Source organism: Vibrio sp. B1Z05 (assembly GCF_052955985.1).
On record NZ_CP130463.1, the window covers coordinates 1,572,003 to 1,589,963 of the forward strand.

18 protein-coding genes are annotated in these 17,961 nt (G+C 43.2%); 8 read left to right on the forward strand and 10 right to left on the reverse strand.

Annotation, left to right across the window (positions count from 1 at the left end; all coding sequences use genetic code 11):
• Window positions 1-10: 10 nt before the first annotated feature.
• Both QV280_RS07175 and arfB read left to right on the forward strand, forming a co-directional pair.
• A complete protein-coding gene (locus tag QV280_RS07175; protein ID WP_152819817.1) occupies window positions 11-2,578 on the forward strand; it encodes a DEAD/DEAH box helicase in 2,568 nt (855 codons plus the stop codon).
• A 1-nt stretch (window position 2,579) separates the two neighbouring features.
• A complete protein-coding gene (gene arfB, locus QV280_RS07180; RefSeq protein WP_152819816.1) occupies window positions 2,580-2,993 on the forward strand; it encodes an alternative ribosome rescue aminoacyl-tRNA hydrolase ArfB in 414 nt (137 codons plus the stop codon).
• Window positions 2,994-3,024: 31 nt separating this feature from the next.
• On the opposite strand, the gene QV280_RS07185 is transcribed toward arfB, so the two are convergent.
• The 4 genes from QV280_RS07185 to trhA form a co-directional block, all read right to left on the reverse strand.
• Window positions 3,025-3,435, reverse strand: a complete 411-nt coding sequence (locus tag QV280_RS07185; RefSeq protein WP_039970166.1) for a VF530 family protein — start codon at window positions 3,433-3,435, stop codon at window positions 3,025-3,027.
• 132 nt (window positions 3,436-3,567) lie between these two features.
• A complete protein-coding gene (locus QV280_RS07190) occupies window positions 3,568-4,122 on the reverse strand; it encodes a DUF2301 domain-containing membrane protein (RefSeq protein ID WP_023403214.1) in 555 nt (184 codons plus the stop codon).
• A gap of 4 nt (window positions 4,123-4,126) precedes the next feature.
• Complete coding sequence (locus QV280_RS07195) at window positions 4,127-4,825, reverse strand: hypothetical protein (RefSeq protein WP_253912506.1); 699 nt, start codon at window positions 4,823-4,825, stop codon at window positions 4,127-4,129.
• 62 nt (window positions 4,826-4,887) lie between these two features.
• Window positions 4,888-5,541, reverse strand: coding sequence for a PAQR family membrane homeostasis protein TrhA (gene trhA, locus QV280_RS07200; RefSeq protein ID WP_152819815.1), 654 nt, complete (start codon window positions 5,539-5,541; stop codon window positions 4,888-4,890).
• Between the two features lie 227 nt (window positions 5,542-5,768).
• Here trhA and QV280_RS07205 point away from each other — a divergent pair, with 227 nt between their 5' ends.
• The gene (locus QV280_RS07205; protein WP_162890991.1) at window positions 5,769-5,930 is read left to right on the forward strand and encodes a hypothetical protein; all 162 of its coding nucleotides are present in this window, start codon (window positions 5,769-5,771) and stop codon (window positions 5,928-5,930) included.
• Between the two features lie 197 nt (window positions 5,931-6,127).
• Entirely contained in the window at window positions 6,128-6,796 is a 669-nt protein-coding gene (locus tag QV280_RS07210) for a YoaK family protein (protein ID WP_367869530.1), read from the forward strand.
• A gap of 75 nt (window positions 6,797-6,871) precedes the next feature.
• Here QV280_RS07210 and phnE (QV280_RS07215) read toward each other — a convergent pair whose 3' ends face one another.
• From phnE (QV280_RS07215) to phnD, 4 genes are all read right to left on the reverse strand, one after another.
• Window positions 6,872-7,684: a phosphonate ABC transporter, permease protein PhnE gene (gene phnE, locus QV280_RS07215; RefSeq protein ID WP_023403218.1), complete on the reverse strand. Its 813-nt coding sequence runs from the start codon at window positions 7,682-7,684 to the stop codon at window positions 6,872-6,874.
• Window positions 7,684-8,484 (reverse strand): phosphonate ABC transporter, permease protein PhnE, encoded by an 801-nt coding sequence (gene phnE, locus QV280_RS07220; RefSeq protein ID WP_023403219.1) that lies wholly within the window; start codon window positions 8,482-8,484, stop codon window positions 7,684-7,686. Before phnE (QV280_RS07220) ends, phnE (QV280_RS07215) begins: the two co-directional genes overlap by 1 nt.
• On the reverse strand, window positions 8,481-9,299 hold the full coding sequence (gene phnC / locus QV280_RS07225) for a phosphonate ABC transporter ATP-binding protein (RefSeq protein WP_152819813.1): 819 nt from the start codon (window positions 9,297-9,299) through the stop codon (window positions 8,481-8,483). The genes phnE (QV280_RS07220) and phnC overlap by 4 nt, the downstream gene beginning before the upstream one ends.
• A 130-nt stretch (window positions 9,300-9,429) precedes the next feature.
• Window positions 9,430-10,368 (reverse strand): phosphate/phosphite/phosphonate ABC transporter substrate-binding protein, encoded by a 939-nt coding sequence (gene phnD, locus QV280_RS07230; RefSeq protein WP_023403221.1) that lies wholly within the window; start codon window positions 10,366-10,368, stop codon window positions 9,430-9,432.
• Between the two features lie 236 nt (window positions 10,369-10,604).
• On the opposite strand from phnD, the gene QV280_RS07235 reads away from it, so the two are divergent.
• The 4 genes from QV280_RS07235 (at window position 10,605) to QV280_RS07250 (ending at window position 16,083) form a co-directional block, all read left to right on the forward strand.
• On the forward strand, window positions 10,605-11,105 hold the full coding sequence (locus QV280_RS07235; protein WP_152819812.1) for an opioid growth factor receptor-related protein: 501 nt from the start codon (window positions 10,605-10,607) through the stop codon (window positions 11,103-11,105).
• A 323-nt stretch (window positions 11,106-11,428) separates the two neighbouring features.
• Entirely contained in the window at window positions 11,429-12,838 is a 1,410-nt protein-coding gene (gene ptsG, locus QV280_RS07240; RefSeq protein WP_023403223.1) for a PTS glucose transporter subunit IIBC, read from the forward strand.
• Window positions 12,839-13,167: 329 nt separating this feature from the next.
• Window positions 13,168-14,553 (forward strand): SLC13 family permease, encoded by a 1,386-nt coding sequence (locus QV280_RS07245; protein WP_152819811.1) that lies wholly within the window; start codon window positions 13,168-13,170, stop codon window positions 14,551-14,553.
• 297 nt (window positions 14,554-14,850) lie between these two features.
• Entirely contained in the window at window positions 14,851-16,083 is a 1,233-nt protein-coding gene (locus QV280_RS07250; RefSeq protein ID WP_447026245.1) for a BamA/TamA family outer membrane protein, read from the forward strand.
• Here QV280_RS07250 and QV280_RS07255 read toward each other — a convergent pair.
• Together QV280_RS07255 and QV280_RS07260 are read right to left on the reverse strand one after the other, a co-directional pair.
• On the reverse strand, window positions 16,067-16,501 hold the full coding sequence (locus QV280_RS07255) for a hypothetical protein (protein ID WP_367869529.1): 435 nt from the start codon (window positions 16,499-16,501) through the stop codon (window positions 16,067-16,069). The genes QV280_RS07250 and QV280_RS07255 overlap by 17 nt on opposite strands.
• Before the next feature lie 23 nt (window positions 16,502-16,524).
• Complete coding sequence (locus QV280_RS07260; protein WP_023403227.1) at window positions 16,525-17,865, reverse strand: hypothetical protein; 1,341 nt, start codon at window positions 17,863-17,865, stop codon at window positions 16,525-16,527.
• Window positions 17,866-17,961 lie beyond the last annotated feature (96 nt).

Sequence of the window (17,961 nt, forward strand, 5' to 3'; positions counted from 1 at the left end):
AGTGTAAATCATGCTAAGTCAGTCACAAGTGAATGAAGTAATGGCCTGCTTTGGTTTTTCAGCCATGCAAGAACACAAACTGGGTTGCTTATATGAAGATAAGCATCGACAAATGGTAGTGGTCGACTTTTGGGACACTCCACCCAGCGACTATCACTACGTTGAATACACTAGCCTGCAAAATCGCTTGATGCACCAATATCAGGGGATTTATCGCTTTTTTGCTCTCTCTGAACACGCACTACATTCCCAACTTGAAAATTTCTTGCGCTCGGAGCTGCAACATAAAGTCGCGGATATAGCGATACACACTTACGGTGCTCATCGCAATGAAACCCATTTAGACCCTACTCCGCCAGAATTTAATTTTCACACTACCTTTGAAGAAGTGTTTGGCTCTCAATATTTGTATGCGCTGCGACCAGAAGAGGTTTATATAGACTTAAATGGTCATCGACGTTATATCGATTTTGTTTTGCATCGCCGCCAAGGCAATATTGCCATAGAGCTTAACGGTGAACGTTACCACCACCCGCTATTAATTTCGCAGCAGAAGTATCTTTCGCAGTTATATAAACAAAACTCACTGGTGCACGACGGGCTATTAGTTTATCGATGGTCAAATCGCGGTATGCGTGACGATTTTAAATTTAAAGAGCAGCTTAAAGATTATTTTGGTGATGCCTCACAATTTAAAGCCACACCTTATTTTAAAGGCAACAGACAAGTCAGCTTTGAGCTCTATGCTCACCAAAAAGACGCCATAGAATCCATCAGTGACAAGCGTTCGCAAGGTCAAAATACCTTTCTCACTGTTTTACCTACTGGCACAGGCAAAACCGAAGTCTTTATTGAAGACTTTCGCCGTCAATTACAACAAGGCGCAACCCAACACGCTTTAGCCATCGTTCCTACGGTGAATTTAAAAGATCAATTGGTGGCCAGAGTTCAGCAACAACTACCGCTAGTTGAAATCAGTACCGAGATAGATACCCCTTTGGATCTGACTATTGTCACCAATGCGGCGGTAGTGCGTAACTATCAACACCTACCGAGCCAACTGTTTGACTATATCTTGGTTGATGAAGCCCACAGAGCCGCCGCCACTGGGTTATCTAAGGCATTGGAATATTTCACGCCACGCACTTTACTTGGCCTAACCGCCACCGACGAACGACTTGACCAGAAAAAGCTAGAAGATATCTTTGGTCATTATCATGTCGATTTAACATTGCAACAGGCGATGGAACATGGGTTAGTACCGCCTATTCGAGTGTTTCGTCTTGAATCCAATATCGATTTTTCTAAAGTACGCTTTAATGGCAAAGACTTTGTGAAATCCGATCTGCAAAAAACGATTCAAATCCCCTCTAGAGATCACTTGATTGCCGATATTTTGCAAAAATACTTCGTCGGTAACGCATTACAAAAGCAAGGCATTATCTTTTGTGTGGATGTAAAACATACCGAGCGCATGGCACAAACTCTACGCTCGGTGGGCATTAATGCCAAATCTGTGCATGCTAAAGATCGCTCCGCTATTGATGAGTATTTTGCAGGAGAGGTTCAGTTTCTCTGCGCTTGCGAATTGCTCAGCGAAGGTTGGGATGCTCCGCAAACCAGTGTGGTGGTTATGGCAAGGCCGACCATGTCAAAAGCCCTGTATCTACAACAATTGGGAAGAGGCACTCGCCTAGCACCAAACAAAGAAGCCTTATATGTTATCGATATTATTGATAATTATGGGCCAGCTTTACTGCAACCTTGGAACCTACATAATTTATTTAATATTGGGCATTACCGCGCTTTCGCTGAGGTGGGTGAGTATCAACATCCTGTGCTACAACAAGAATTATTGGTGTTGGACGGGTTATACGAGCAAGAGCGCAAAATTGAGCCCATTGATATTTTCAACTTTGAACAAGAGTTTGGAGACTTATTCAGTGAGGAGCAACTGGCAAGAGAATTGTTCATCTCTACCGGTACCGTACGAAATTGGATTAAAAAACAAGATATTACCCCTACTCGCTCAATCCCATTTGGCAAAAGCCAATTACACTATTTTTCTCAAGAAAGCATAGAGCAGATCAAAGCCGAGAAAAACATAAAACCTCGCACCGAAGCCACTCGCTTTGACGATTTCTGGGAGTTTTTGGGCAAACGAGATTACACTTTCTCATACAAAATCATATTCTTACTTGCATTTCACGCTAATTGCGATGAAAACGGCGAAGCGCAAACTGAGCAAATAGCCAAACACTACCAGGCCTTTTATCAACGACTATTCACAGAATTTGGGCAGTGTGAAAAAGAGAACAATCCGCTCAATCGCACTGAACATCTGCAAGATCTAAAATACTTAACCCGCAGTATTGCCAATAACCCATTTGAAAAATTTGAACGTAAGCGTTTCTTCTATCAATCGAAAGAGCTCTCTCTCACTGCTATGGATTCGTTGCTATGGGATAAGCTTGGCAAACAAGATTGGGCAAAAATACAAGATCAAATGATTCAAGATGGGATAAACTACTTCCACAAGTTAGGCATCACGCTTAGCAAAACCTATTTTGAGTTTTAACATGCCACTGCAAATCTCCAACACCGTCACCCTAGCCGACTGGGAAATTGAAATGACTGCCATTCGCGCGCAAGGTGCGGGTGGGCAGAATGTGAATAAAACCTCATCAGCCATCCATCTTCGATTTGATATTAGTCGTTCCACCTTGCCGCAAGTGTATAAAGAACGATTGCTGGCTTTGTCTGATAGCCGTATTACCAGTGATGGCGTGATTGTGATTAAAGCGCAGGCGCATAGGACGCAGGAATTGAATCGACAAGATGCGTTAGATCGTCTGTTAATCTTGATTAAAAGCGTAACGATTGTGCCAAAGATACGTCGTGAAACTAAGCCGACGCGCGCCTCACAAAGACGACGAGTGGATGCGAAAAAGAAAAAGGGACAAACTAAATCAATGCGAGGCCGAGTGGTTTAACTCGACCCCGTAGTATACGAGTATTTTTACTCTAGCGGCGTGAGCGAGAGTTACGCTCTTGCGCTTTTCTCGCTTTAAAGGCAGAAGCGGCTTTGGCTTGCGAGGCTAAAATTGAATCGACAGTTAATTCCATAGGCTCTTTGGGTTCAATGCCGTTAGCAAAAGTGCGCATTCTTGGTGGAATTTCTCTTTCTTCTTCTGTTGGACGTGGCATACGTTTAAAACGAGACAAATAAAAGGCTTCTAGTTTCTCTCTTGCCCAGTCACTTTTACGCAAGTATTTAACGCTACTTGCCACTGATGGATTGGTGTGAAAACAGTTAAAACGCATTGCTGTGTCGAGAATATCCCAGCCGTAATGGTCAACAAGTTCTTTCACCATATCTTCAAGCTTTAGGCCGTGTAATGGGTTGTTTTGTAATTCTTCTCTATTAATGCTCATTGTACGTTCACTGTTGTGTATTTGGGTGAAGTATAACAATCCAAGAGCCTAACAGGTAACAGAAATGTCATTCTAAGCTCTTTCAAGTGCTTCGTTTGGCCCTGCGCCTATCAATTAGGGCACAAAAGGGACTCAAATCTGATAATTACTTTTTTTACCGATATCAAAATGCAAAGGCATACGCCATTTTTTAAGGGCTAAGAAGGCAAAGATAGCGCCACTGATACTGCTAAGTATGGCAAGTAAGGCGGCATCTTTCATCCAAATCACCAGTACCGATAAGATCAGCAACATAGGCACAAGCGTTAACCCTTTAATCTTAAAGCAGTATGACTCTTTTAATGCCACCCCAGAAAAAGTCACAAAAAAGAAGCCGATAAACAACCAATCGTGGCTAGGTAATGCAATAAAAGTCACTAACCCCAACCACCCAGACCACACAATAAGGGTGCGGATCTTTTTATCGTAGATATGAATTGTGGCAGCACACATAGCAGCAGAAATCGCCACAACATGAATACTTAAATGGCGCATGAAACCCGCTTTATCACTTTCAATCACGCACAGTATTTCGGCAAATGCGAGCATCAATAGTGCTACCGATACTAGGCTAATCCCTATTCTGTATATCACTACACTAATTTTATCTAATCCATCTAGCGATTCTTTATGCTCAGGATTGGCCATGAGTTTAATCTACCTTAATCACTTCTTTACTAAAAAAGACATTACCCGTTATCGCATTTGCTGTTGCGATAAAGACACTGTTGCTATCGGACTCTCGTTTAAACTGAAATTTAAATTGTTCTACCGGCGTTAATATCGACAAGTCACTTCGCTCAGATAGTTGATAGCCGCCGTCTTGATAGAGGTCGCTATTCACCACCAATTTATGCGCTATGGCTTTGCCTGACTTACGATTAAAAATAGGCTCACTGGTCGCATCAAAAGGATAGTTTTGTCCGTCGTAGCGAAGCAAACGCAGTGAAGCACCGCTTGCAACCACAATGTTCTTCCATTGATGATTACCCGTACGTGAAAGCAAGATCGGGCGTTTTATGGATGTAAACGTGGCTAGCAATTGTTTTGATGAATCAAACAGATAGCCAGTACAACCCTCTGCTTCACAAAAATGAGCGTCTTGCATTAGCACAAATAACTCGTCTTCATTATCGCCGTTAAGATCAGCATAAGCGTAAACAAAAGCGTCTGATTTAGCCGTAAATCCTTCAGGAAATGTGACTTGGTCGAACAATATTTTGAGTATTGGATCGTTAGGAGGGTCAATAGGAGCAGGAGGAGTAGAACTCGTCTGACATCCTGTGAGCAAAACGAGTATTGAGAGTAGAAAAGCGTAACTAAACTTGGTCTTTCTATCCATATTAAACATAGTGACTCCTCCCTAATCAAAGCTAGGACAAGTCACTATATTGTTCAATGATGTGCGGTAATTTACACGGGTTGTACGTAGTAATAGATGGCTAAAAAGTGACATGCCGCACCCGCCAACACAAAACAGTGCCAAATAGCGTGATTAAACGGGATACGCTTACCAACATAAAAAATAATGCCCAGTGAATACAACAAACCACCAGCGGCTAAAAATACTAGCCCTCCAGTATGCATTGTCATCGCCAGTTGATACACCATGACCAAAGATAACCAGCCCATAACGATATAGCTAATTAAGGAGAATCGTTTAAAGCGATACACAAATACCACTTTCATGACAATGCCAACTAAGGCAATGGACCAAATCACAATCATCAGCCCTATCGCTAATGGCGTGCGTAACGTGACCAATAAAAAGGGCGTATAACTACCTGCAATCAGCAAATAAATAGCGCTGTGATCGAAGGTCTTTAATAAACGCTTGGTTTTTTCGTAAGGAACGGCGTGATAAAGCGTGGAGGCTAAAAATAGCAATATCATGCTGCTACCGTAAATGGCCATGCTGGTTATCGTAAGTAGGTCCGCATCATACGCTAGGGCTTTACGCACTAATAAAACCAAAGCAAAAACACCAAAAATCATCCCAATCCCGTGGGTCAGTGAATTCGCTATCTCTTCATTTTTACTGTATTGATTGTTACTTGCTGTCGACATGGACACTACTTTCGTTAACTGGCTTAAACTGAGTATGACACGCTTTGCTATTTATTCGTAACTGGTATTTCGTCACTATGAACTCCTCAACTAATAGATGTGCACTCTTGGGAATATACGCCCAGATCCTAAACCTTTGTTTTCATATGTAGTGGATAACAAAGATTGGTCTATCCTTAACTCAGATCTTAAACTCAGTTTTCATTTTAAATACGGAATACATGCACATGAAAAAACCTCTTGTTATCGTTGCAGTTGTCGCCATTGCTTGGCTATTTATCTGGAACAACAACACCGCATTCTCAAAAGTTTGTTCTTCAGTTAGTGCTGTACAACACCAATTTCCTAGCAAATGTATGAAAGCAAGCGCGCTTTCCGTATTTGAATAAATCGTAAACCGAATACCAATCGTCATAATTAAGTGCTCAAAGATAGCTTTAACAAGCTAGAACGCTACATTCATTATTGCGATTGGCGTAACATCTCAGGTCCAGCTTCTGAGATCCTAGTCCTCTAGGATCTCGTCCCTAATTCGTGCATACATGCAAATTTCAAGACCTGACCCCGCACTTTTTTGGTACATATCGTGATTACAAGATTACCTCGATGGGTTGAATATGGCGCTTTGTTGCTTGCCTTTATTGCCGGATCGATCAATGCTATTGGTTTGTTGGGGCTAGACCATCAGTCTGTGTCTCACCTGTCTGGGACTGCTACCCTATTTGGTACAGAGTTATTTACTTCTTCCATTGGGCAAAGTCTGCACCTTGCGGGCGTTATGGGGTCGTTTTTCTTGGGTGCGGCCATATCGGGTTTTGTACTTAAATCATCCTCTTTAAAACTTAAACGTCACTATGAAGTTCCGCTCCTTTTAGAAGCGTCACTTTTGTTGCTGACCATCTATTTGCTGTTTAACGGTAGCGATTATGGTGACTTTACGGCTGCTGCGGCGTGTGGATTGCAAAATGCAATGGTGACGACCTACAGTGGCGCGATTGTTCGCACCACCCATTTGACGGGGATCATTACCGACCTTGGTTTGATGCTGGGTCATTATTTGCGTGGTGAAGAAGTCAATTCCAGAAAGCTGATGTTATTTATCTACATTACGCTTGGCTTTATTTTAGGTGGCAGTGTGGGGGCTTATCTTTATCTATACAATTCGTTTTATGCTTTATTTATGCCATCGATTTTGTGTGTGATTATTGCTTTTTATTATCGAATCTATATTAAAAATCACCCAGAAATCGAATAAAGCCTATCAAAAAACAAAAAAGGTACTGAGCCTTAATCGGTCTCAGTACCTTTATTCATTGACTGTAATTTTATACTAGATTAGTGCGTGGCGCGCTTTTGCCGATATCCACTCAGAAATAACCACGGTCACCAGAATCGAACAAAAGATCACTGTCACTTGTGGCCAAGCTAACACTGCCATTGATTCTTGAAGCTTCAAACCAATGCCACCCGCTCCTACTAAGCCCAACACGGTAGATTCACGAATATTAATGTCCCAACGGAACAAGCTTGTGCCGATGAAACTTGGCATTACCTGTGGCAATACACCGTAGTCCAACACTTGCAGTGGCGATGCGCCCGTGGCGCGAATGGCCGATACTTGAGTAACGTTCACCTCTTCAATGGCTTCGTACATCAGCTTTGAGATAAAACCGATTGAACGAAGGGCAATCGCGATGATACCTGCCAGCAAACCAGGGCCTAAAATAGCAACTAATAACAGCGCCCAAATTAAAGAGTTGATAGAACGACTTGCCGCAATAATAAACAGCGCAATCGGTCTAATAAATACCGCACTTGGAGTGGTGTTTTGCGCCGCAAGAAACGCCACTGGAAACGCCATCACAATCCCAAGCAATGTCCCTAAAGTGGCGATATTTAGTGTATCCCAAAGCGGTAACCATAAATGCTCAAGATAGCTCCAACGTGGCGGCCACATACGCGAGCCAATATCAGCAATCTGATTTGGCGCATCGGTGACGAAGTACCAAATGGTGTCTTGGTTCATCAATTGCCATGCGTATACCAACAGGGTAATAAAAGCTAGCCATACACTCCAGCGAAGCAGAGTCTGTTTTTCGTCGTACTTTCGCCAAACAGTAAGCGAAGAATTGAATTGGGTCATTATTGTACTCGCTTACGAATCAAGGTTGAGGTGTATTCACACAACATAACAATAGCGATGATGATCAGTAGAATGGCCGCTGCTGCGCTGTATTCATAACGATCCATAGCCGTATTCAATGTGCCGCCAATACCACCAGCGCCAACAATGCCGATCACGGCTGATTCACGAAAGTTAATGTCCAAACGGTACATAGATAAACCAATAAAACGCGGCATGACTTGTGCTTGCACCGCATAGTTCACTTGTTGTAACCATGACGCACCTGTTGCCTTCATCGCCGTTAATGGCGCAGGATCTATGGTTTCAATTTCATCGGCGAACAGCTTGGCCAAAAAGCCAATCGTGGCAAAGGTTAAAGTGACAAAGCCGGCAAAAGTACCAAATCCAAACAGCGCTACACATAAAATAGCGATGATGATCTCTTGAAAACTTCTTGCGATAGAAATGAACCCGCGACAGAACAAATAAATAGGCTTAGGCGCTAAGTTTTTGGCTGCGCCCAGTCCAAAAGGTACCGAAAGAATCACGCCTGCCACAGTTGATGTCAGAGTCATGGTTAAACTTTCTATCAAACCTTGCGAGATGTTCTCCCAACGCCCTGTGAAATCAGGATTAAAGAACGCCGATACAAAGCGCCATCCGCGCTCACTGCCTTCGTAGATTCGAGTCCAGTTGATCTCAACCGATTGTGTCGCCAGGTATAAATAGACCACCACCGATAACGTAATGCCCCAGCGTAACCATGCACTGCTGATCAGTGCTGGCTTTTTCCAGTACGTTGGATAGTTGCCACTCATGCCAGTGCCTCAGTAAATGATGCGGCAATGATCTCTTCTTCTTCATCGCTGTCAGTCGTCGACGCACTCCAATCTTCTTGACCGTAGATTTTGGTTAACGCATCTTCGTTAAGCTCACTTGGCTTACCGTCAAAGACCACTTCACCGGCTTGCAGGCCGACAATGCGTTGTACAAATTGTTTTGCCAATTCAACATCGTGGATGTTGATGATGGCTGGAAGCTGATGCTCTTCACAGATTTCACTGATCAGACGCATAATTTGACGAGCCGTTCTTGGATCAAGTGCCGCCGTTGGCTCATCAATTAATAATAATTTGGGTTGTTGCGCGAGCGCTCGTGCAATACCTACACGTTGACGCTGACCACCAGAAAGTGCATCCGCACGTTTATTCGCGTGCTCTAGTAGCCCTACTCTATCAAGCAAAGCGTACGCTGCTTGCACATCTTGTTCTGGATAACGACGAGCAAAGCTGCGCCAAAAACCCACATAACCAAGACGGCCAGATAATACATTCTCCATTACAGTTAAACGCTCAATCAACGCATATTCTTGGAAGATCATCCCAATCTCTCGGCGAGCATGTCGCAGATTAGATTTGGATAATTGGACAAGATCTTTATCTGAAAAAATGACCTGACCACTTGTTGGCTCAGTAAGACGATTGATACAACGTATTAGCGTCGATTTTCCCGCGCCAGACGGACCAATTAAACCAACGACCTCACCGGGTTCGACAGTAAAGCTCACATCGGTCAGTGCTTTGTCCGATGCTGAATAGTGCTTGGTTAAACCCTTAAGAATTAGAGTAGACATAACTTCCATTTGGAGAATTTAGAAGGCTTGATAAACCTGTTGAAACAAATTCTGGATAGGTCGTTTTTATTTAAATCTGGACCTATCCAGAGTGATTAAATAACGATGCGCATCACCCGTTAGCTCGGTATTAGCTACAAGTGTAAGAAACGTTATTTGCTGTATCGATAGTGCGGATCACTTCCCAATGCTCTTGGTAAGTAATTGGAATAAATTGTGCTTCACCGTTACGACCGAACTCTTCTTCAAGCTTGGTGCCTTCCCAGTTAAAGGTGAAGAATGCTTGTTGAATCTTCTCTTGTAACTCAGGCGCTAGGTTGTGCGCTGTGCCGTAAGCAGAAGTTGGGAATGTTTGTGACTTGTAGATAGAAGTAAATTGTTCTGGCTTCACAACATCACGCGCTAGCATGCGGTTTAGTACAGAGTTAGCAATTGCCGCTGCATCGTAATCTTGGTGAGCAACACCTAAGATAGAGTTATCGTGCGCGCCAGAGAATGCCGGTTTGAAATCCGCTTCAGGTTTTAGACCATACTCAGCTTTTAAGATAGCTGAAGGTGCTTTGAAACCAGAGTTAGACGTTTGAGAAGTAAATGCTAGGTTCTTGCCTTTCAGATCTTCAACTGCTTTGATGCCAGAATCTGGGTGAGTAATGATTTCCATTTCGTAACCGAAAGAACCATCTTTACCTGCCATCATAGTAAATGGTGCAAAACCTGCACAGTTTACTGCTAGTGGCGTAGAGCCTGTGTTAAATGCTGCAATGTGTAGGCGACCTGAACGCATCGCTTCGATTTGAGCGGCGTTGTTTTGCACTGGGAAGAAACGAACGTTCTTACCGGTTTCTTTTTCAAGGTGTGCTAAGAACTCACTCCATACATCAGCATATACTGCTGGGTCTTCAACAGGAGTGTAAGCAAAAATAAGAGTTGATGGGTTAGCCCATTCAGCTTCATTTTGCGGAACATCAGCCACTAGGTTGCCAGTACGGTCTTGGTAGCGAACATCCATAGCTGAAACGGCTGCAGAGAACATTAATGCAGTAGCAACTGCAGTCTTAACTAACTTCATTGTCTTTTCCTAAACGGGTTTAAGTTGGAAAGTAAGTTAGTTGAGTTTAATGACAGAAAAGTTTAAGGTTTGTGAATTAATTATGTATATCAATCATTTGGATGCCCAGAAAAAATAAATGTAAATAGTTATTATTAATAACTGGATAGAATAGATATTTGCGCTGACCACAGCTAATATGCATATGAACATCATTAGCTACGCGATAAGTAGCACAAGAAAGGTTTGCATAAAACATGAACGTTATTTGCCAATTTATGCTTGGCCAGCAACTCGATCACAAAAACAGAAGCATTGAGCAGATATGGGCTCTAGATGATTTTTGGCTACAGTATGATCGAGAATACCTACAATGGTTATTCCCCATAGACACCTCTAATAAACTTCAATCCCACACCCCTTTAGTGTGTCAGTCTACCCGTGATTATTTTTTCACCTGTAAAGCCTTAAGAGAAGCTCAACGTCGCTCGTTAAACATGATGTTAAATTTTTATGACATGCAATTGATCGATGGTGTTGTGCTTCCGCAAACCGATTTCAGCGTAAATGAGCATAGTTGGCTCAAGTATGACGACTACAGTCATCAATGTATTACCCAAATGATTCGAAGTTTAGCCCTTCTAGGACAAAAAGAATTAAGCCAAGCCTTTCAAAAGGGAATGATTGATGCGGCCGTACAATATGGTGAAGTCGGTCAGGAGTCACTCACCCATTGGCGAAACGCTCATCTGCTATAGAATTCAATCCAACACATCCCACACGCTATAAATTAATCAACAATGAGGGCCCTGTGTTCTCATTGATCAAAAAACACACGCCCCCCTATTCAGCATGCATCTAAAGCATCGTCCTTTTACCTCTTTGGTGTTAGTGATCAAGAGCACAAATACGCCTTAATTATATTGACTTATCTGTTTGTTTTTTCCCGTTTTATTCACCTTACAAAGCGTAATTTTTCGTACCAAAAACTGAGAATTATTTTCCACCGAAATATTTTGAGTAATGAACTTAAAACCGTTAATTTTCGGCGCTAAATCAAAAAAAACATCAGGGTTATTATATGTTCAAAAACTTCTTTGCGAGCCTTTCAAAGGTTGGTAAAGCATTGATGCTACCAATTGCATCTATGCCTGCCGCCGGTATTTTGTTAGGTATCGGTTCCGCTAACTTTGGGTTTATCCCACCTATCGTGTCACAACTTATGGCTGAAGCCGGTGGCGCTGTATTTGGTAACTTGCCACTTATTTTCGCACTTGGTGTCGCAATTTCCTTTACTGACAATGACGGCGTGGGGGCCGTTGCTGCAGGTATCGGTTATTACGTACTGATTGCAACCTTAAAGGTTATGGCAGGCGTACTAGGCGTTGATCACATCGATATGGGGGTACTCGGTGGTATCATTTCTGGTGCGGTAGGCGCATACATGTTCAACCGTTTCTACACCATCAAGATGCCAGCTTACTTAGGCTTCTTTGCGGGTAAACGATTTGTACCGATTGTCACTTCATTTGCTATGTTGCTATTGGGTATCGCACTTGCCTTTATTTGGCAACCTATTGGTTTAGGTATCGATGCGTTTGGTCACTGGGCTACAGAACAAAATCCAGTCATGGCATTTTGGGCTTACGGCACCGCGGAGCGTGCATTAATTCCATTTGGCTTACACCACGTTATTAACGTAATCATTCAGCTTCAAGCCGGTGACTTTACTAACGCAGCAGGTCAAGTATTCCATGGTGAAATTCCTCGCTTCTTCGCAGGCGATCCAAACTCAGGCAACCTAGCAGGCGGCTATCTGTTCAAGATGTTTGGTTTACCAGCAGCGGCTATTGCAATGGGTCGCGCAGCAAAACCTGAAAATAGAGTCAAAGTGATGGGGATCATGGTTTCGGCGGCTCTTACTTCATTCTTAACAGGTATTACTGAACCAGTAGAGTTCGCATTCCTATTTATTTCACCAGCGCTATACGCAATCCACGCTATCATGGCAGGTCTTGCTTATCCGCTATGTATTATTTTGGGTGTGAAACACGGTTACAGCTTTAGCGCCGGTCTGATTGACTACTTAACCTTCTATGGTATTTCAACTAAAGGTTGGATGATCATTCCACTTGGCCTAGCGTATGCAGCGATTTACTACGCAGTATTTACTTGGTTTATCAAGTTCTTCAACTTGAAAACACCAGGCCGTGAAGATGGAGAGCAAGACACTTCTGAAAAACTAGAAGGTGATGAGTTCACTAAAGAACTCGTTGCTGCGTTTGGTGGTAAAGGAAACATTGTTTCTGTCGACGCTTGTATTACTCGTTTGAGAATGCAGGTTAAAGACCAAGACCAAGTAGATAATGATCGACTAAAAGCTCTAGGGGCAGCAGGCGTAGTACGTGTAGGTACTGGCGTACAAGCTATCTTTGGCGGCAATAGTGATGTTTATAAAACACAAATGCTCGATCATATGAAAAACAACTAAACTCAATTAAGTTTAATACTGTCTATTAAGAGTGGCTCCCGTTAAGGGTGCCACTCTTTTTTTGTTTAAACGATTTATCACCTGCGCAGCTAAGCTCCCCTGTTCTCGCTTCTCGCTTCTCGCTTCTCGCTTTGCAATAAAGTTGTGACACGCCACTCATTCCAAATCAGCAAAATCTCACCCACCCACCTTAGTTAACAAAATCGCAATAACTTCGTTTCATACACACACAAATAATGTGACTATTTAGTAACCACATAGTGGTACACCCTACATTAAGCGAATTAATAAAAATAACATCGTCAAAGGCTACAAAGAGGAGAAATAAAATGCATAAAAATGACACTGTCCCCCTCCCTAGCAACACCAAAGAATGGCTAATGCATAAAAACAGTTTGATAGTCCTTGCTAATATCGCACTGTTTATTGCCCTATATAATCTGTTGCCGTTTGAACCGCAGGTCGTACTTGGCCTTAGTATATTAGTGTTTATTGCAGTGCTTTGGTTAACCGAGGCATTGCACGTAACTATCACCGCCATCTTAGTGCCTATTTTGGCGGTCGCCTTTGATATTTTTAATACCCAAACTGCCCTCAACAACTTTTCTAACCCTATTATCTTTCTCTTTTTAGGGGGCTTTGCGCTTGCTGCGGCTATGCATGTACAAGGGCTTGATAAAGTCATTGCCGATAAAGTGCTGATCATGGCAAAAGGCAAAATGAGCACCGCGGTATTTATGCTGTTTGGTGTGACTGCAGGCTTATCTATGTGGATCAGTAACACAGCCACAGCCGCTATGATGCTTCCGTTGGTGCTTGGCGTACTCAGTAAAGTGGATGCGGGTAAAGAGCGTAAAACTTATGTCTTTGTACTGCTTGGCGTGGCTTACAGTGCCAGTATCGGCGGTATCGCCACCATAGTCGGCTCACCGCCGAACGCCATTGCCGCAGCCGAAGTGGGACTGACCTTTAGCGAATGGATGGCATTTGGCGTACCTGCCACTATCATCTTATTGCCACTTGCCGTAACCACTCTTTATTTGGTGCTAAAGCCAAACTTGAAAGGCACTTTTGAGCTAAACCGTGAGCCGGTGGTGTGGGATAAAGGAAAGATCGTCACTTTATCTATCTTTGCGTTGACCGTATGTTGCTGGATATTCAGCAAACCGATCAACGCCATGCTAGGCGGCATTTCACGCTTTGATACCATTGTCGCCTTGTGCGCAATTGTCTTGGTCAGCTTTGCGCGAGTCGTACACTGGAAAGACATAGAAAAAACCGCGGATTGGGGCGTATTGATCTTGTTTGGCGGCGGCATTTGTTTAAGTAATGTTCTAAAAGCCACCGGCACCAGTGTTTTCTTGGCAAATACATTAAGTAGCCTGATCTCAGATTTTGGCATTTTGTTCATTATCGCCATCATTGCTCTGTTTGTGGTTTTCTTAACCGAATTTGCCAGCAACACCGCCAGTGCGGCGCTACTGATTCCCATCTTTGCGACAGTGGCAGAAGTATTTGGCATGTCGCCAGTCATTCTGTCTGTATTGATTGCCGTCGCTGCTTCTTGTGCCTTTATGCTTCCTGTAGCTACTCCGCCAAATGCGATTGTGTTCGGCTCAGGGCATATCAAGCAACAAGAAATGATGCGAGTGGGCATTGTCTTGAATATTGCGTGCATTATCGCTCTTACCTTTATTGCCACCGTATTCTGGTAAGCGATTTTTCACCGACCACTTAAATAAAGAGGCAGCGTGTTACTGCCTCTTTTTTCATCACTTGAACGCACAAAACAAACTCATTGCACAACATGCAGTTTCTTATCTTTTCCTGAACGTTTTTTATTTGTATCATCATTAACGGACGTTAATTAACGGGAGCAGGATGCTCATATCTCACTGATGAATAAACAAAAACAACACTCTAGTTCTTCCCTTAGTAAAATCTCCTGTAGCAGTGTGCTATTGTCCACTTTGGCTTTATCATTTTGTGTTGAGGCTGCCACTCCCGTGGGCATGAAATACACCATTACTCGCGCCGAAAATGCTAACGATACTAAAAACGCCATGGCGCTGCCGTATCTGTTTTCTACTGAAACGATGGGCTTAAATGTGGGTGTCGGTGGCGTAGTACAAGGCATTGGGCAAGAGCAGTTGGTGATTGGCGGAACCGCATGGGGAGGCGAAGAAAGCTACGGCATTTCCGCGGGGCTTTGGAACTATCGCCCTTGGTTTGCCAATCGCGCTTTTGTTTCCGTATCTGGCATGTATGCCTATTTTCCTGATCAGCGCGCTTATACCATAGGCGCAGGTTCGTGGCCAAACGACAGTCCAAGGCCGGGCAGTTCAGGTTCAAGCCAAGATGATTATATCCAAGGGGATGGCTTTTCAAACTGGCTAGATTTTAAAATAGAATACGTGCTACCCCTTGGCTCGGCCAAGCACTCTCCTACAGCCCATTATCACCTGCGCAATGGTTTATTAACCGATGGGCCAACTAGCACCTACTGGAACCCACTGGAAACCGGTTCTACCATATTATTGCTGCGTCAGTTTAATCGTTACCAATCCTATACCAACCCAGGCGAAGCCAAACAAGACGGGGATATGAACGCTTTTGAGCTGGGCATTCAATATGATAATACCGATTTTTCTCCCAACCCATCTATGGGTAGCCGCCAATATATCGGCTACACCTATGAAGGCACGCTTATCTCTCAAGACAGCAAATGGGATTTTGTCGAACTGGATATGAGTAAATACATCTCTATTGGTGAGAGCAACTGGGCACTGCAACGCATTATTGCCTTAAACTTTTGGACTGGTTATTCACCTTCTTGGAAAGTCACCGCGGTTGATTCACAAAATAGCCAAGTTGAAAACGCGCCGCCGTATAACGAGGGTGCATCGCTCGGTGGTTTATATAGAATGCGCGGATTTGATTCGAACCGCTTTCATGACAAAGCCAGTTTGTACGCCACCGCAGAATACCGATATACCTTACGCCACAATCCAATTAAAGACGTCTCTTGGCTGAAATTTCTAAATATTGATTGGTTCCAGTTAGTCGCCTTTGCCGAAGCGGGACAAGTTGCGCCAAGTTATGATTTGGGCGAGCTCACCTCAGACATGAAATTGGATGGTGGCTTTGCGGTGCGAGCACTAGCAGCAGGCTTAATTGTACGCTTAGATTATGCCATGTCCGAGGAAGGCTCTTACATGTGGTTTATGGTCAATCAGCCCTTTTAACTGCAAATTGACGCCAAGTTAACCAAAATAATGGCAGTAGATAGATAAGAGTAGAGCTCATATCTAAATAGGTATGATAGTGCTGATGATGCATTAACTGCAGATAAGCTAATAATGAACCGATGGCGAGTATTCTTGCTCGCCACGCACCTTTAATCACAATGTGCGCGACAAACACTAAAGCAATGCCGCTATGGGTGCTGTAATCTGCGCTAAACTTCGGCCAAATGCTGAAATAATCATCTAAAAACATTGAAATGTACACGACTGCGGTTGTGCCTAACAATGCTTTGATTGCAGCTTTTCTTGGTTCTCCTGACGATAAATAAAGCAACTTCAAGCTAATAACAACTAGCACTGGTGTATAGATATCGGCAATCAAAGCCCACTGCTCAAAGCTAAGTTCGGGGATACTCACGACTCTTCACTCACCAAGCTCGACTATTGCAAAGGTTCAAGTTTAACGATCTTGGTGCGATCAAAGGTCACTCGATAACGTGCGGTGCGCTCTTTGATACCACCCGGCTCGGTTTTCTTCTCATGAATTTTCACTTCAATTCGACCACGACGAGAAATGCTCACTTTACGCGACTTATTGGATGTCGAGTACACATACATATCGCGATTTTCACTCGGAAAACAGCGCATAATAGGGCTAAGATCGACGGTAGTGCTGGTTTTTATCTTTTTAAAACCGTTGTATTCAAAGTTCTTCAAATTAACGATCTCTTTGAAAAACAGCGAGATATTCTCACGGTTTGCAATCGCTAATTTAGAGTTAGGCTGCGAGTTGAACCACGTCTCTCCCGAACCAATATCGGTTTTTTTATCCGGCTTACTAAAGGTGGACACCACGCGCGGTTTTTTACGAATGATCTTATCAAACACCCAAGATTTAATGCTCTCTTTAAACACATCCCGCACCACATACAGCGCGGCGAACGCCAATACAAACTGCAAGTCAGTATCCAGTCCCATTAAACGAAACTGAAAAATCACCACACTGAAACCTAACATAATAAGGCCCGTGGCAATAGCAAGGGACAGATAACGCTCTTTCTCCCCTACTCGCTTACTGCTGCTGTGTACGCGAAGTGGCAACTCTAGCAATTTCTTTTGCAGGTCAGTTTGGTTAAATATTCGAGTGAGCTTTTCTTGGTCTTCCGCTTCAATGCTTTTTACCGAGTAGATCCCTTCGTACATTTGCGTGATGCGATATTCATCTTCGGCTATGGAGAGTTGTGACAAATAATCACGGGCTACCGTTGCCCCTTTGATGTTTTGCACATACGCGGTTTGTCTTAGCAAATATTGCTCAAACTCATAGGAGAGAATGGCATCCACTTTACGAAAGCGTTCAAACTTTTGGTCATCTTCTAATTTAAAACGGCGGAATGAGGTCAAAATATTAGAGTGACCTTTTGCCTTGGCAATGATCTCTTCTACTGCTTGCTCTTCTTTTTCTTGGGTGGTCTTAAAAGAGCGTATCTCATTGATAAAGAGATACGCGAATAAGCTGATAGAGGTTTTGTATGACTCGTAAGGAAGCTGTTCCTTTTCCAGTATTTTGATGTACAACAGCATTAAGCTGATGCTTTTTCCTTTGTGAAAGCGGCGCGTTTGAGTAAATGCATTATCAAAGAAATCACCCGCAGAAAAAGTATCTCCAAGATCAATACTGCTTGGGATAACAAACTCAACCGTGGTTTCCGATTGTGAAGCGGCCGAGAGAGTTTGTTGTAACTCAATACTCTTTTTTGCCGTTATCTTCAAATCTAACATTTACTCAGCCATCCTTAATACCACTCACAAGACGTTACAGGGTTATAGTAACACCCTTCTAATTATATAGCGTAAGTCAATTTGCGGTATATAGAT